The following is a 14,026-nucleotide window of genomic DNA, read 5'->3' on the forward strand; positions in this document are numbered from 1 at the left end:
TGCCGCGGCAAAGAAGAGTAGGTGCTGCCGCCCCGCACAAGGCCAACGCTAGCGCCGCGAGGCGCATACGCGGATGCCAGCGGCACGCCACAAAGACCAAGACAATAGCCGTCGCAGACAAAAACCGCATCGCGGATGCCAGCGGCACGCTAAAAACACCAAAACCATCACCCCTTCGAATCCCTCTCCACGATCCACTCATGCTTCGGATCGTTCTTGAAGTGCCACGTGCGCGTCGGTCCCGCCATCACATTCAGATAGTACGAGTCGTACCCATACGGCACCACGACGGGATGATAGCCGCGCGGCACCATTACGACATCGTGATCCTCGACGGCGAGCGATTCGTCGATATCGCGCTCGTCCGTATACACGCGCTGAAACGCAAATCCTTGCGGCGGATTGAGCCGATGATAGTACGTCTCTTCGAGCGAGCTTTCCGTCGGTATGTTGTCGGTGTCGTGCTTGTGCGGCGGATAGCTCGACGAGTGGCCTCCCGGTGTGCGCACTTCGACGATGAGCAGCGACTCCGCTGGCTCTGTCTGCGGAAGAATGTCGCACACGTAGCGCGTATTCGCGCCCTTGCCGCGCACCGAGCGCTTCATCTGCGAAGGCTCGATCAGGCGCGCAGGGTAGTCGCCCTTCGCGGGCGCGCTGGCGACGCCGACTTCGGCATGCCGGTTCGCGCGTATCGTCGCGCGCGTGTTGGGCGGCAGATAGACGGCGACGGGTGCGCTGTCTTCGAACACGCTATCGCGCGAGCCAAGCCCCGTCCATGTCTGCGCATCCGTTTCGACATCGACGGCGCCCGCCATCACGACGATGCACACTTCGCGCGACGCTTCGAGCACGTGCACGACTTCATTCGGCTCCATCCGGTACGCGGCGAAGCCGACGTATTTCCAGCCCGCCGTATCGGGCGTGACGCGCGCGATCGTCTGACCTTCGCGCTGTGCTTTCACGAGCAAACTCATGCTGCCTCCTGTGCGACATCGAGGGGCGCATCGACGAGCGTGCGCAGCGTGCGATACCCCTTCTGCGCATAAGCATACGACGGCGCGACGGCGGGGTCCTGCTCCGCTTCGACGACGAGCCAGCCGCGATAACCGTGCCGCTTGAGCGTATCGATGATCGCGGGGAAATCGACGGCGCCATCGCCCGGCACCGTGAACGCACCCGCGATCACGGCATCGAGAAAGCTCCAGTTGCGATTGCGCGCGAGCTTCATCACGGCCGGGCGCACGTCCTTGCAATGCACGTGACAGACGCGGCCGATATGTCTGTTCAGCACCGTCAGCGCATCGCCGCCCGCGAACGTAATGTGCCCCGCGTCGAACAGCAGGCCGACATCATCGCTCGTCAGTGCCATCAGGCGGTCGACGTCTGCGGGCGTTTCGACATACGCGCCCATGTGATGGTGATACGCGACGCGCACGCCCTTGCTCAACGTATAGCGCGCGAATTCGTCGAGGCGTTTCGCGTACGTGTTCCATTGCTCGTCCGTGAACAAGCGCGGACGCTGATAGAGCGGCAAGGGCGAGCCCTGTATCGTGTTGTGCACTTCGCCGTAGACCATCACGGTCGCGCCGTTTCTCGACAGCAGTTCCAGATGCGAATCGACGGCCTTGCATTCATCTTCGATGCTGCGGCTGAAGTCCGCGAGCCGCCCCGAATACCAGCCGGAGACGAGCGAGAGATCGTACTGCTTGAACAGCGCCTTCAGCGCCTCGGGCTCGCGCGGAAACTTGTTGCCGAGCTCGAACCCCTGATAGCCGATTTCGCGCCCTTCGGTCAGCGCGACTTCGAGCGGCGTCTCGCCGCCGAGCGACGGCAGATCGTCGTTCATCCACGACAGCGGATTGATGCCGATGCGTACTTCGAACTGGCTCATGTGCGCTTCCTCATTGGTTGTCCCTGCCGCGCGCGTTCATGTGCGCGTCGTAGTCGGCGCGCGCGTCGCGCACGCCTTCGCGCGGCGACACTTCCGGAACGGCGACTTCCCACCACCAGCCGCCTTCGCCCGTGGTGCGCGCGGCGTCGGTATCGATACAGATCAGGTACGTGCGGTCCGCGGCACGCGCGCGCTGCATCGCGGCTTCGAGTTCCCGCACGTTGGCGACATGCTCGGCCTGCGCGCCCATCGCGCGCGCATGCGCGGCGAAATCGATGTTCGGCGCACCGGGCGCGCCTTGCACGCAGTCGTCGAACATATTGTTGAACGGCGCGCCGCCGCACGCCTGTTGCAGCCGGTTGATGCAGCCATAGCCGCGATTGTCGAGCACGACGACGATCAGCTTCGCGCCGAGCATCACCGAGGTCGCGATTTCGCTGTTCATCATCAGATAGCTGCCGTCGCCGACCATCACGATCACTTCGCGCCCGGGCCGCGCGAGCTTCGCGCCGAGTCCGCCCGCGATCTCGTAGCCCATGCACGAGTAGCCATACTCGACGTGGTACGCGCCCGGCCGGCCCGCACGCCACAGCTTGTGCAGTTCGGCGGGCAGCGTGCCTGCCGCGCAGACGACGATGTCGTCCGTCGTCGAGCGCGCGCTCGAACGCTGGACGGCGCCGATTACGTCGGCATCGTAGGGGAGCGCATTGTCGGTTTGCGGCGCGTGCGTGAGCCTGTGTACGATGTCTCGCCATTCGTTCGCGCGCTGCTGGGCGCGCGCAGTCCACGATGCATCCGCTTGCCAGCCTTCGAGTTGCGACGTGATCGCTTCGAGCGCGAGACGCGCATCGGCTTGCACGATGCAGCCGCGATGCTTGAGACCATCGAACGCATTCGCGTTGATGCCGATCACCTGCGCCTGCGTGAAGAGCGTGTTCGAGCCCGTCGTGAAGTCCTGCAAGCGCGTGCCGACAGCGAGCACGCAATCGGCTTCGTGCGCAAGCTCGTTCGCACCCGGCGAACCCGTCACGCCGAGCGGACCGAGATTGAGCGGATCGTCCCACGCGAGCGCGCTCTTGCCCGCCTGCGTCTCCGCGACAGGAATGCCGTACGCGTGCGCAAACGCCTTCAGCGTGTCCGTTGCGCGGCCATACAGCACGCCGCCGCCCGCGACGATCATCGGACGCTTCGCGTTGCGCAGCACCAGCAGCGCATCGTCGATTTCACTCACGACGGGCGAGGGCGCATGCAGCTTCACGACGCGCGGCTCGAAAAACACAGCGGGGTAGTCGTAGGCGGTGGCCTGTATGTCTTGCGGCATCGCGAGCGTCACGGGACCGCACAGCGCGGCATCCGTCAGCACGCGAATCGCGCGCGGCAACGCGTTGAGCAGTTGCGCCGGATGCACGATGCGATCGAAGTAGCGCGACACGGGCTTGAACGCATCGTTGGCCGAGATGCCGCCGTCGTGGAAGTCTTCGACCTGCTGCAACACCGGGTCTGGCGCGCGCGACACGAAGATATCGCCGGGCAGCAGCAGCACGGGCAAGCGGTTCACGTGCGCGAGCGCGGCTGCCGTGACGAGGTTCGTCGCGCCCGGGCCGATCGACGTCGTGACGGCCATCATCCGTCGGCGGAAATGTGCTTTCGCGAACGCGATCGCGCTGTGCGCCATCGCCTGCTCGTTGTGCGCGCGATACGTCGGCAGTTCGTGACGATGCTGATAGAGCGCTTCGCCGAGGCCCGCGACGTTGCCGTGCCCGAAGATCGCGAACACGCCGCCGAAGAGTGGCTCGGTGCTCTCGCCGTCTTCCGTCTCGACGAGTTGCGCTGCGAGATAGCGGACGACGGCCTGCGCTGCCGTCAGACGAATCGTGCCGTCCGCCGACACTTGCGCGGCCGCGTCGGACGAGGCCGCCACATCGTGATGCAACACGCGCTGATTCATGCCACCTGCTCCTGATGAACGTTACGCGGCGAAGCCGCATTCGACGTGCCACCTGCGCCAGCCGTCGCGCGCGAATCGCGCCACGACTGGATCAGCGTTTCGAATGTGCGGCGCACGCGAGCGATCAATTCGTCGTCGCCGATCTGGCCCGCGAGCCACGCCTGGCTCGGCTCGTGGAAGATCGTGCGGCCGACCGTGAAGCCCTTGCACGTCGTCGATTGCGCGGCCGAGCGGAAGCCTTCGATCATCTGCTCGACAGGCGCCGACAGGCCGAGCAGCACCACGCCGCGGCAGTACGGATCGCGTTCGTGGATGAGCGCATCGACAGCTTGCCACTGCGACGCTTCCATCGGTTCGAGCTTCCACCACTCCGGATAGATGCCGATGTTGTAGAGGCGCTTCAACGCGCGAAACACGATGTCGGGTCCCGCAGGCAGATGAGGCAGGTGTTTCGGCGGAATCACTTCGAGCAGCAGTTCGTGGCCGGATTCCTGCACGGCGTCATAGAGCGAACGAAGCTGCGCTTCCTGTTCGATGCGCTGCTCGATCGGCTCGTCGGGATGGAACTGAACAAGGCACTTCACCACGTGCTCACGCGGCCAGCTCGTGAGCGTCGTGCCGACGGAGCGCCCGTGATCGAACACGAGCGGCACCGAGCCCGGCAGTTCGACGGGTCGGCCGATCCACCAGCCGCGTCCCGTCGCTTCGTTGAGCGCATCCTGGCCGTAGCGATCGTCGATCAACACACCGATGCGGCCCTGCAAGCCGAGCGCCTGTTCCGTCTGCTTGACGGCTTCGACGAACAGGCTCTTCAGCTTCGAAATGCACGCGGGGTCCGCACCGGTTTGCTGCGCGAGTTCGAAGAATTGATTGCGATGATCGAACGCGAAGCCGAGCACTTCATTCCAAGCCGTGCGCGCGGGCGTCACGCGATGCAGTCGCGCAAGCGTCGCGTCGCGATCGGGGCGGCGCATGCGTGCGGGGTCCGCTTTCGCTTCGCGCAGGAAGTAGTCGAGTTCGGCGGGCGTCGGCATGGCGGGCGCGCAGCCGTGACGCGACACGACGAGCGCACCGCTCGCATTCGCGGCGCTCGCGCACGCTTCGAGCGGCTGATCGCGCAGCCAGCCCGACAGAAAGCCCGACGCGAACGCATCGCCTGCGCCGAGCACGTTCAGCACTTCGACTTCGACGCCGCCGTGAATCGGCGCATCGTCGATCGAAGCGGGCACGTCGCCGTCGATGATCTGGCAGCCGAGCGGCCCGCGCTTCACGACGAGCGTCGCGGGCGTCACGTTGCGCACTTGCACGAGCGATTCGATCAGCGAGTCCTTGCCGCCCGCGATGCGAAATTCTTCTTCCGTACCGATCACGAGATCGAAGAGGGGCAGGATGCCTTGAATGTGCGCGCTCACGCTGTCGTTCGCGATGAAGCGCGTCTCGCCATCGGCCTTGCCTGTCAGACCCCACAGCACAGGCCGATAGTCGATGTCGAGCACGGTGCGCACGTCGTTGCGGCGCGCGTAATCCAACGCGCGGCGGCTCGTGCGGTTCACCTGTTCCGTCGAGAAGTGCGTGCCCGTAATGAGCAGCGCTTTCGACGACGCAATGTACGCCTCGTCGAAATCGGCTTCATCGACGGCCATGTCCGCGCAGTTCTCGCGATAGAAGATTAGCGGAAACGTGTCGCGGTCTTTCAGGCCGAGCAGCACGAGCGCGGTGAGCCGCTCGTGATCGACGCGCACGTGGCTGACGTCGCAGCCTTCCTTCGTGAGTGTTTCGGTGAGAAAGCGGCCCATGTGGTCGTCGCCGACGCGCGCGAGCATCGACGCGTTCAGGCCGAGCCGCGCGCAGCCGAACGCGATGTTCGCCGATGAGCCGCCCAGATATTTCGCGAAGCTCGCGACGTCTTCGAGCCGCGAGCCGATCTGCTGCGCGTACAGATCGACGGCGAGCCGGCCGAGGCAGACGATGTCGCGGCTGCGTCCCGCCGCGAAGCGGCTCGCGCTGTTGGCGTTGGGTGTGCTGGTGATAGCCATAGGTATGTCCTGAGTGTGGTGCACGCAGCGAGAAGGGCGTAGCGATGCAGCGGCAAGCCGCGTGAATCAGATCGTCGCGCCTTCCAGTTCGCTGATCATCTTCTGCATTTCGGCGCCGCCCGCCATCATGTCGAGCACTTCGTCCTTCGTGATGGTTTCCTTCGTGTAGGTACCCATCGACTTGCCGCGATTGAGCAGCGTGAACGAATCGCCGATCGGATACGCGTGGTGCACGTTGTGCGTGATGAAAATCACGGAGATGCCTTTCGCGCGCGCCTTGTGGATCAGCTTCAGCACGTTGAAGCTCTGCTTCACGCCGAGTGCCGCCGTCGGTTCGTCGAGGATCAGCACGCGCGCGCCGAAGTGAATCGCGCGCGCAATGGCGAGACATTGCCGCTCGCCGCCCGACATCGTGCCGATCGGCTGATGCGGATCGCGCACCATGATGCCCATTTCGGCGAGCTTGTCGCGTGCGATGCGCGCGCTCGTGTCGAGATCCATCACGTTGACGAGACCGAAGAGCTTCTTCTGCGGCTCGCGTCCCATGAAGAAGTTGCGCGCGACAGAGAGCAGCGGCACGAGCGCGAGATCCTGATACACGGTCGCGATGCCGAGGTCGAGCGCGTCGCTCGGCGATTCGAAAATCACCTTCTTGCCGTCCACCAGGTAGTCGCCGGACGAGGGCTGGTGCACACCCGCGAGCGTCTTGATGAGCGTCGACTTGCCCGCGCCGTTGTCGCCGAGCAGGCAGTGCACTTCACCGCGCTTCAACCGCAGTGTGACGCCCGAGAGCGCGATCACCTTGCCGAAATACTTGCTGACGTTTTCGAGCGACAGAATAATGTCGTCTTGCTTGAGAGTGTCGGACATGGCCGTTTCCTCGTGTCGGATGCGTGTCTATCGCACGTCTGGTGCGATGGCGTGATTACGATTGCAAGGTCACGGCCGTGTCACGATTGGGACACGCGGCGGCGCACATAGTGGTTGAACAGCACCGCGATCAGCAGCATCACGCCGAGGAACACGCGGAACCAGTCGGAACTGACATTCGTATAGGTGATGCCGATCTGCACGACGCCGAAGATCAGCGCGCCGAAGCAGGCGCCCACTACCGAGCCATAACCGCCCGTCAGCAGCGTGCCGCCGATCACCGCGGCGATGATCGCCTCGAACTCCTTTTGCAGGCCACGGTCGGCGGCAGCCGAGCCGATGTCGCACACTTGCAGCACGGCGAACAGGCACGAGCAGAAGGCCGTCAGCACGAAGAGTGAAATCTTAACGCGGCGCACGGGAACGCCAACGTTCTTCGCGGCGTTCGCATCGCCGCCGACCGCGAGCATCCAGTTGCCGTAACGCGTCTTCGCGAGCACGAATGCGCAGATGGCAGCGAGCCCGAACCACCACAGCAGCACTTTCGGAATGCCCGGCACGAGCGGCTGGCCGTTGTCGAGCAGCGAGCCGATGCCCATATGCGCGAGGCTCGTGAAGAGGGCGTGCAGCGCGACGCCATGGAACAGGAAGTTCGTCACAGGGTCGGCCTGCGCGAGATCGCCGACACCCGAGATGATCGTGCGGTCTGCGACCATGATCGACAGCGCGAGTGTCAGGCCACGCAGGATGAACAGGAACGCGAGCGTCACGATGAACGACGGCAGACGCGTGCGCATCACCAGGTAGCCGTTCAATGCGCCGAGCGCCATCGATCCGGCGAACGCGAACACGATCGCGGCCCAGATCGGCCAGTGAAAATAGACGGCGGGTATCGCGACCATCATGCCGGCAAAACCGATCATCGAACCGATGGACAGATCGAACTCGCCCGCGATCATCAGCAGACAGGCGCCGACGGCGAGAATGCCCAGATACGCGGACACCTGCGACCAGTTCATCACGCCATCGAGATTGAACATGCCCGAGCCGCTCGCGCCGATCGCGAACACGAGGAACACGAGCACGGTGCCGGAAATCGCGGCGAATTCCGGCCGGTTCAGCAGATGTCCGAAGAACGATTCCTTTCTGATTCGCTCATCGGCCGCCGATGCCGGGACCGACTGCGACGATTGCGACGATTGCGACGATTGCGCGTCGTTGTCCGCCGCGTCGTGACCATGCGAAGGAAAGTGTTTGCCGGCTACGCCCATGATGTCTCCTTTGTGGACTCGAGTCGGTGCTTGAGCGCCTCGCCCGGGTCCCATGCAAGCAATTGCGGTCGACGGTAGTGGGTGCGTGAGCGCCTGCTGCCGTCACATGCACGATAGTTGCTGATACCCGGCCTTGCTGCGCGGTTCACTCGTGAGAGTGGGGAGAGTGCGCAGAAGGCCGGTCAATCTCGCGGTCGGGCGCCCGACGATGGCGGCTGCAAGCTCGCACGCGAATCGCGAAGTGCAAAAGTGCGAAGTGCAAGAGGCCGCCGGGGTCGCGCACTGGCTGGCGCGCCCGGTACCGCGTATGACCAGGTAAAAGGTCAGTCGATTAGCGGTACTGGCCCGCGTACTTGACGACCGTGTCGATATTCGCCTTCGTGATGAAACCGGGACCGGAGCGGATGTTCTTCGGCCCATACGACGGCTCGAGGCCATACGTTTGCATGCGCGCCTTGAACTTCGGATTGGCTTCCAGGCTCTGCCTGATCTTCGCGGGGTCGGTCGTGTGTTCCTTCTTCACGATCGCGAGCACGGCGACGGGGATATAGCCCTGCAGATACGGTTGCTGGTCGATCGCAAACGCAATCGTGCCGTTCTGGATGCCCTTCGCGATGTCATCCGAGAAGTCGAACGTGCAGAAATAGATCTTGCCCGCGAGGCCCATCTGCTGCACGGCCTTCAACGACGCGGACGCAGGCGTCGGGCCGAGCGTCAGGATCGCGCCCGTGTTCGGATGGTTGCGCAGATACGCGCTCACCTTCGACTGGATTTCGGTCGGGTCCTGGCCGGAATCGATCGTCGAGCTCTTGTAGTTCACGCCGAGCGCATCGGCAAAGCCACGGCAGCGCTCGAACGAAACGGCGTTCGTCGCGAAGTGGTTCACACACAGGAACGATTTCACGCCCGCTGCCTTCGCCTTTTCGCCCGCCGCCTTGCCCGCGACGTATTCGGGCTGGCCGATGTGCATGATCGCGCCAAGCTTCTCGCTTTGCTCTTCCGTGCCGGAATTGATCGTGACGAGCGGAATCTTCTTCGCCGTGACCTTGCCGATCGAACTCTTCAACACGTCGAAGTCGGCGATCGTGACAATCACGCCGTCGTAATTGCGCGCCGCCGATTGCTCGATCAGGCGCGACATGTCGGCGATGTCGCCGTTGGGCGGATTGCGGTAGTCGGTTTCGACGTTGAAATCCTCGTCGGCCTGCTTGATCGCATTCTTGATCGTGTTCCACCACGAATCGGAGTCCGGCGCGTGACTGATCAGCACAAAGTGAGCGTCGGCCGCCTGTGCCGCCGGCGCTGTCATCGCGCCGATGCCCGCCGCCAGCGTAATGGCGGCTGCCAGAACCTTGAACGAAGCCTTGCCCTTGCAAAGTCTCATTGTCTCCACCTTTCTCGGTCTGTTCGTTTTTGAGGGGAGCGTCTGACGCTTTGCGAGGTATGCCGGCTCGCCGTTGCGTCATCGCTCAGGACCAAGAGTAGGCCAACTTTTCGAGAGTTGCAATGAAAATTTCATGTCAAAGAAAAATGGAAAATCCATTCCATTTGCTTTCGGTTATGCCTATACTCGGCATCGTCGGGACAGCGCGTCGAGGTTGCCGCGAACGCTTGCGGCGCGGTTTTGCGTTGCAAAAAGCACAGAGGTCAGAACCATGGCGGAAGACAGCACAGAAGAATTGCCGAGCGTCGATGAATTGATGCAGCGCATCGCGGAGAACTACGAGTCGCTGCCGCGTCAGTTGAAGAGCGTGGCGACGTATATCGAGCAGCACCGGTCGAGCGTGATGGTCGATCGCACCAGCGACATCGCGTTGAGTTGCGGCGTGCATCCGTCCGCCGTCGTGCGCTTTGCGCAGCGTTTCGGCTTTTCGGGCTTTTCGGATTTGCAGGCGGTGTTTCGCCAGGCATATACGACGCAGGGCGCGTCGTCGCAGAGCTATCAGCAGCGCATCCGCAAGCTCATCGACGAGAAGCCGGGGCGGCTCTCGGGCGGCAGCGTCGCGCGCGAATTCATGGCCGCGTGCCGCGACGGTCTCGACGAGCTGGAACGCTCACTCGACGACGCGCAATTCGACTCCGCCGTGAAGATGCTGCAGCAGGCCGAGAACATCTATGTGGTCGGCGTGCGGCGCTCGTTTCCCGTTGCGAGCTACATCGTCTATGCGTTGCAGCACACGCCGAAGCGCGTGCATCTCGTGTCGGGTTTCGGCGGGATGTATCGCGAGCAGATTCGCAGCGTGAAGAAGGGCGACGTCGTGATCGCGATCAGCTTCGCGCCCTATGGCAAGGAGACGCAGTACTGCTTGCGCGTCGCGCATCACCATCAGGCGAAGACACTCGTCATTTCGGATAGCCAGCTGTCGCCGCTCGCGCGCTATGCGACGACGCAGCTGTATGTGAAAGAGGGCAGCGCATTCGCATTCCGCTCGCTGACCAGCACGATCTGCCTGTGCCAGGCGCTGTTCATCGCGCTCGCGTACAAGCTGGAACTGAACGTGGAAGAGTCGACAGACACTGGAGGATACGATGACTGATGTGGCAGGCAAGACGATCGACGTAGCTGTGTTCGGCGCGGGACGCATCGGCAAGATTCATGCGTCGAATCTCGCGCGGCAGCCGGGCGTGCGGCTCAAATATGTGGTCGATGTGAATCGCGACGCGGCGGCCGCGCTCGCAGCGCAATACGGCGCGCAGGTCGCGGACGTCGACGGCGCGATGGGCGATGCGTCCGTCGGCGCGACCGTCATCTGCTCGAGCACGGATACGCACGCCGCGCTGATCCTGCAATCGGCCGCGCAGAAGAAGCACGTGTTCTGCGAAAAGCCCGTCGATCTGACGCTGGAACGCGCGCGCGCCTGCGCCGATGCCGTCGCGAAAGCGGGCGTCGTCTGCATGATCGGCTTTCAGCGGCGCTTCGATCCGACGTTCGCCGCGCTGAAGGCGCGCCTCGATGCGGGCGAGATCGGCACGCCGGAGATGCTCGTCGTGACGAGCCGTGATCCGGGCGCACCGCCCGTCGAGTACATCAGGCACTCGGGCGGCATCTTCAAGGACATGCTGATTCACGACTTCGACATCTTCCGCTGGATTCTCGACGACGAAGCCGACACGCTGCACGCAACGGGCAGCTGTCTGTCCGATCCCGCGATCGCCGATGCGGGCGATATCGATTCGACAGCCGTGACGATCCGCACGAAGCGTGGGCGTCTGTGCCAGATCAATACGGCGCGCCGCGCCGCGTATGGTTACGACCAGCGCTTCGAAGTGCTCGGCAGCGACGGCATGCTGCAGGCGGGCAACGTGCGTCCGACGCAAGTGTCCGCGTATTCGAAGACGGCTGTCTCCAGCGACGTGCCCGAGCACTTTTTCCTCGAACGCTATCGCGCCGCGTATGCGCTCGAAATCGCGCATTTCTTCGACGCCGTCACGCAAGGCAAGCCGGTTCGCACGACGGTCGCCGACGGCATGAAGGCGCTCGAACTCGCGGAAGCCGCGACGCGTTCGTGGCGCGAAGGGCGCACCGTCAAGCTCAGCGAGGCGTCGTGATGAGCGCGGGGCCGTTGCGTGTTGGCGTGGTGGGGCTGGGTCGGCTCGGCAAGCGGCACGCGGAGAATCTCGCGTATCGCGTGTCGGGCGCGGCGCTCGTGGCCGCATGCAGTCCCGTCGAAGCGGAGCGGACGTGGGCGCGCGACGCGCTGCCCGCGCCGCGTGTCTACGACGACTATCACGCGTTGCTCGACGATCGCGACGTCCATGCCGTGTGGCTCGTCACACCGTCCGCGCTGCACGCACAGCAGATCATCGATGCGTTGCGCGCGGGCAAGCATGTGTTCTGCGAAAAGCCGCTGTCGCTCGATCTCGCCGAATGCGAGCGCGTGATCGACGAAGCGCAGCGCCATCCGCAGTTGCAGGCGACGATCGGCTTCATGCGCCGTTTCGATCCGAGCTATCGCAATGCGTTCGAAAAGATCGATGCGGGCGCGATCGGGCGGCCGTTCATGGTGCGCTCGCAGACCTGCGACCAGAACGATCCCGAAGGTTTTTTCGTGCGCTTTGCGCCGACCTCGGGCGGCATCTTTCTCGACTGCACGGTTCACGACATCGACGTTGCGCGCTGGCTGCTCGGGATGCCGAACGCGAAGCGCGTCTATGCGAGCGGCGTGGTCGCGCTGCACGAGGGCCTGCGCGAGTTCGGCGACGTCGATAACGGCGTCGCGATCTGCGAGTTCGAAGGCGGACGCATCGCGATGTTCTACGCGTCGCGCACGCTCGCGCATGGCAACGACACGGGCAGCGAGGTGATCGGCACGGCGGGCGCGCTGTATATCGGACGCAATCCGCGCGCAAACCGCGTCGAGATCGCTGACGCGAGCGGCATTCGCAACGAGTGCACGCCGACTTTCTTCGATCGGTTCGAGGAGGCGTTCCTGTGCGAAGCGCAGGCGTTCGTCGCCGCGGTGAGGGAAGGGCGGCAGAGCGGCGCGACGCTCGCGGACGCGATGGAGGCGACGCGCATCGGCTATGCGCTGCGCGAATCGCTCGCAAGCGGACGGGCTGTCGATCTGTAAGCGAAACGCGCCCGGACTGTCGCGGCCTGGGCGCGCTCGAAGCGCATGCGTTAGAATTTGACCCTCTGCATGGCGCCGCTTTCCGTGAACATTCGAACGGAATGCATGCGCCGCCTCACGAAGGTCATCGTCGATGGAAATTCAGATTCACAAGGAAGTCGATGCGCGCGGCTTGAAGTGCCCGCTGCCCATTCTGCGCGCGAAGAAAGCACTGGCCGACATGGAAAGCGGCCAGATTCTCAAGGTCCTCGCCACCGATCCCGGCTCGCAGCGTGATTTCGCCGCGTTCTCGAAGCAGACGGGCAACGAGATCGTCGAGTCGTCGACGCTGCCGGATAAGGTGTTCGTGTTCCTGATGCGGCGTCGCTGAGGTTTCGCGGCGGTTTTCGACACGACATCTCGCGTCACAAGCTGATGAAAAAAGGCGCTGCGTCCCCGAAGGGCGCAGCGCCTTTTGCTTGTCGCCTGCTTGACAGCCCGCCGTGCTACTTGCGCGCGGGCCGAACGTTCGATCAGCCTTCCAGCACGGGCGAACGCGTACGCAGATACTCTTCGAAGTCCGCGGCCACTTCCGGGTGGCGCAGCGCGAATTCGACAGTCGCCTTCAGATAGCCGAGCTTGCTGCCGCAGTCGAAACGCGTGCCGTGATACTTGTACGCAAGCACCTGCTCATCGGCGAGCAGTGACTGGATCGCGTCCGTCAGTTGCAGTTCGCCGCCCGCGCCCGGCTTCAGCGCGCGGATGTGATCGAAGATGCGCGGCTTCAGCACATAACGGCCGACCACGCCGAGATTCGACGGCGCGACTTCGGGCGCCGGCTTCTCGACGATGCCCGACATCTTGATGATCGCGTCTTCCCACTCCTTGCCGTCGACGATGCCGTACGACTTCGTCTCCGACGGCGGAATCTCTTCGACGCCGATCACCGAGCTGTGATAGTGATCGAACACCTCGATCATTTGCTGCATGACGGGCGGCTTGCCGTACAGCAGGTCGTCCGCGAGGATCACGGCGAACGGGTTGTCGCCGACCAGCTTTTCCGCGCACAGCACGGCGTGGCCCAGACCCAGCGCCTCCGGCTGACGCACGTAGAAGCAGTCGACGTGGCTCGGCTTGATACTGCGAACCAGTTCGAGCAGCTTCGCCTTGCCGCGCGCTTCCAGCTCGGCCTCGATTTCGTACGACTTATCGAAATGGTCTTCGATCGCGCGCTTGCTGCGGCCCGTCACGAAGATCATTTCGGTGATGCCGGCCGCCATGGCCTCTTCGACTGCGTACTGGATCAGCGGCTTGTCCACGATAGGCAGCATCTCCTTCGGGCTCGCCTTCGTGGCAGGAAGAAAGCGCGTACCGAGACCCGCGACCGGAAAAACTGCCTTAGTAACTTTTAGCATGTGTGTACCCTACGTCCTCTGGTTTGGAATGCGTGGAGGCGCCGC

The 14,026-nt window shown here is 63.7% G+C and carries 12 protein-coding genes; 4 read left to right on the plus strand and 8 right to left on the minus strand.

Features of this window, described 5'->3' with window-relative positions; all coding sequences use genetic code 11:
* Positions 1-167 precede the first annotated feature (167 nt).
* The 7 genes from iolB to BMW76_RS17585 form a co-directional block, all read right to left on the minus strand.
* Positions 168-974, minus strand: coding sequence for a 5-deoxy-glucuronate isomerase (gene iolB, locus BMW76_RS17555; RefSeq protein WP_090867217.1), 807 nt, complete (start codon positions 972-974; stop codon positions 168-170).
* Entirely contained in the window at positions 971-1,891 is a 921-nt protein-coding gene (iolE, locus tag BMW76_RS17560; RefSeq protein ID WP_090867218.1) for a myo-inosose-2 dehydratase, read from the minus strand. The genes iolB and iolE overlap by 4 nt, the downstream gene beginning before the upstream one ends.
* A gap of 10 nt (positions 1,892-1,901) precedes the next feature.
* On the minus strand, positions 1,902-3,839 hold the full coding sequence (gene iolD / locus BMW76_RS17565) for a 3D-(3,5/4)-trihydroxycyclohexane-1,2-dione acylhydrolase (decyclizing) (RefSeq protein WP_090867220.1): 1,938 nt from the start codon (positions 3,837-3,839) through the stop codon (positions 1,902-1,904).
* Positions 3,836-5,875, minus strand: coding sequence for a bifunctional 5-dehydro-2-deoxygluconokinase/5-dehydro-2-deoxyphosphogluconate aldolase (locus BMW76_RS17570; RefSeq protein WP_090867222.1), 2,040 nt, complete (start codon positions 5,873-5,875; stop codon positions 3,836-3,838). The genes iolD and BMW76_RS17570 overlap by 4 nt, the downstream gene beginning before the upstream one ends.
* Positions 5,876-5,941: 66 nt before the next feature.
* A complete protein-coding gene (locus BMW76_RS17575; protein ID WP_090867224.1) occupies positions 5,942-6,745 on the minus strand; it encodes an ATP-binding cassette domain-containing protein in 804 nt (267 codons plus the stop codon).
* An 80-nt stretch (positions 6,746-6,825) separates the two neighbouring features.
* The gene (locus tag BMW76_RS17580) at positions 6,826-8,016 is read right to left on the minus strand and encodes an ABC transporter permease (protein WP_090867226.1); all 1,191 of its coding nucleotides are present in this window, start codon (positions 8,014-8,016) and stop codon (positions 6,826-6,828) included.
* A gap of 331 nt (positions 8,017-8,347) precedes the next feature.
* Positions 8,348-9,400, minus strand: coding sequence for a sugar ABC transporter substrate-binding protein (locus BMW76_RS17585; protein WP_090867228.1), 1,053 nt, complete (start codon positions 9,398-9,400; stop codon positions 8,348-8,350).
* A gap of 271 nt (positions 9,401-9,671) precedes the next feature.
* On the opposite strand from BMW76_RS17585, the gene BMW76_RS17590 reads away from it, so the two are divergent.
* From BMW76_RS17590 to BMW76_RS17605, 4 genes are all read left to right on the plus strand, one after another.
* Positions 9,672-10,553, plus strand: a complete 882-nt coding sequence (locus tag BMW76_RS17590) for a MurR/RpiR family transcriptional regulator (RefSeq protein ID WP_090867230.1) — start codon at positions 9,672-9,674, stop codon at positions 10,551-10,553.
* Positions 10,546-11,565, plus strand: coding sequence for an inositol 2-dehydrogenase (gene iolG / locus BMW76_RS17595; RefSeq protein ID WP_090867232.1), 1,020 nt, complete (start codon positions 10,546-10,548; stop codon positions 11,563-11,565). The genes BMW76_RS17590 and iolG overlap by 8 nt, the downstream gene beginning before the upstream one ends.
* The gene (locus BMW76_RS17600) at positions 11,565-12,587 is read left to right on the plus strand and encodes a Gfo/Idh/MocA family oxidoreductase (RefSeq protein WP_090867235.1); all 1,023 of its coding nucleotides are present in this window, start codon (positions 11,565-11,567) and stop codon (positions 12,585-12,587) included. The genes iolG and BMW76_RS17600 overlap by 1 nt, the downstream gene beginning before the upstream one ends.
* Before the next feature lie 139 nt (positions 12,588-12,726).
* Positions 12,727-12,957: a sulfurtransferase TusA family protein gene (locus tag BMW76_RS17605; RefSeq protein WP_087733718.1), complete on the plus strand. Its 231-nt coding sequence runs from the start codon at positions 12,727-12,729 to the stop codon at positions 12,955-12,957.
* A 142-nt stretch (positions 12,958-13,099) separates the two neighbouring features.
* Here the strand turns inward: BMW76_RS17605 and galU are convergent, their stop codons facing one another.
* Positions 13,100-13,981 (minus strand): UTP--glucose-1-phosphate uridylyltransferase GalU, encoded by an 882-nt coding sequence (galU, locus tag BMW76_RS17610; RefSeq protein ID WP_012400984.1) that lies wholly within the window; start codon positions 13,979-13,981, stop codon positions 13,100-13,102.
* Positions 13,982-14,026 lie beyond the last annotated feature (45 nt).

Source organism: Paraburkholderia diazotrophica, from assembly GCF_900108945.1.
Classification (GTDB): Bacteria; Pseudomonadota; Gammaproteobacteria; order Burkholderiales; family Burkholderiaceae; genus Paraburkholderia; species Paraburkholderia diazotrophica.

Excerpts from the sequence above, each read along its gene's own strand:
- iolB (WP_090867217.1), bottom strand. The coding sequence starts at position 974 with ATGAGTTTGCTCGTGAAAGCACAGCGCGAAGGTCAGACGATCGCGCGC.
- iolE (WP_090867218.1), bottom strand. The coding sequence starts at position 1,891 with ATGAGCCAGTTCGAAGTACGCATCGGCATCAATCCGCTGTCGTGGATG.
- iolD (WP_090867220.1), bottom strand. The coding sequence starts at position 3,839 with ATGAATCAGCGCGTGTTGCATCACGATGTGGCGGCCTCGTCCGACGCG.
- BMW76_RS17570 (WP_090867222.1), bottom strand. The coding sequence starts at position 5,875 with ATGGCTATCACCAGCACACCCAACGCCAACAGCGCGAGCCGCTTCGCG.
- BMW76_RS17575 (WP_090867224.1), bottom strand. The coding sequence starts at position 6,745 with ATGTCCGACACTCTCAAGCAAGACGACATTATTCTGTCGCTCGAAAAC.
- BMW76_RS17580 (WP_090867226.1), bottom strand. The coding sequence starts at position 8,016 with ATGGGCGTAGCCGGCAAACACTTTCCTTCGCATGGTCACGACGCGGCG.
- BMW76_RS17585 (WP_090867228.1), bottom strand. The coding sequence starts at position 9,400 with ATGAGACTTTGCAAGGGCAAGGCTTCGTTCAAGGTTCTGGCAGCCGCC.
- BMW76_RS17590 (WP_090867230.1), top strand. The coding sequence starts at position 9,672 with ATGGCGGAAGACAGCACAGAAGAATTGCCGAGCGTCGATGAATTGATG.
- iolG (WP_090867232.1), top strand. The coding sequence starts at position 10,546 with ATGACTGATGTGGCAGGCAAGACGATCGACGTAGCTGTGTTCGGCGCG.
- BMW76_RS17600 (WP_090867235.1), top strand. The coding sequence starts at position 11,565 with ATGAGCGCGGGGCCGTTGCGTGTTGGCGTGGTGGGGCTGGGTCGGCTC.
- galU (WP_012400984.1), bottom strand. The coding sequence starts at position 13,981 with ATGCTAAAAGTTACTAAGGCAGTTTTTCCGGTCGCGGGTCTCGGTACG.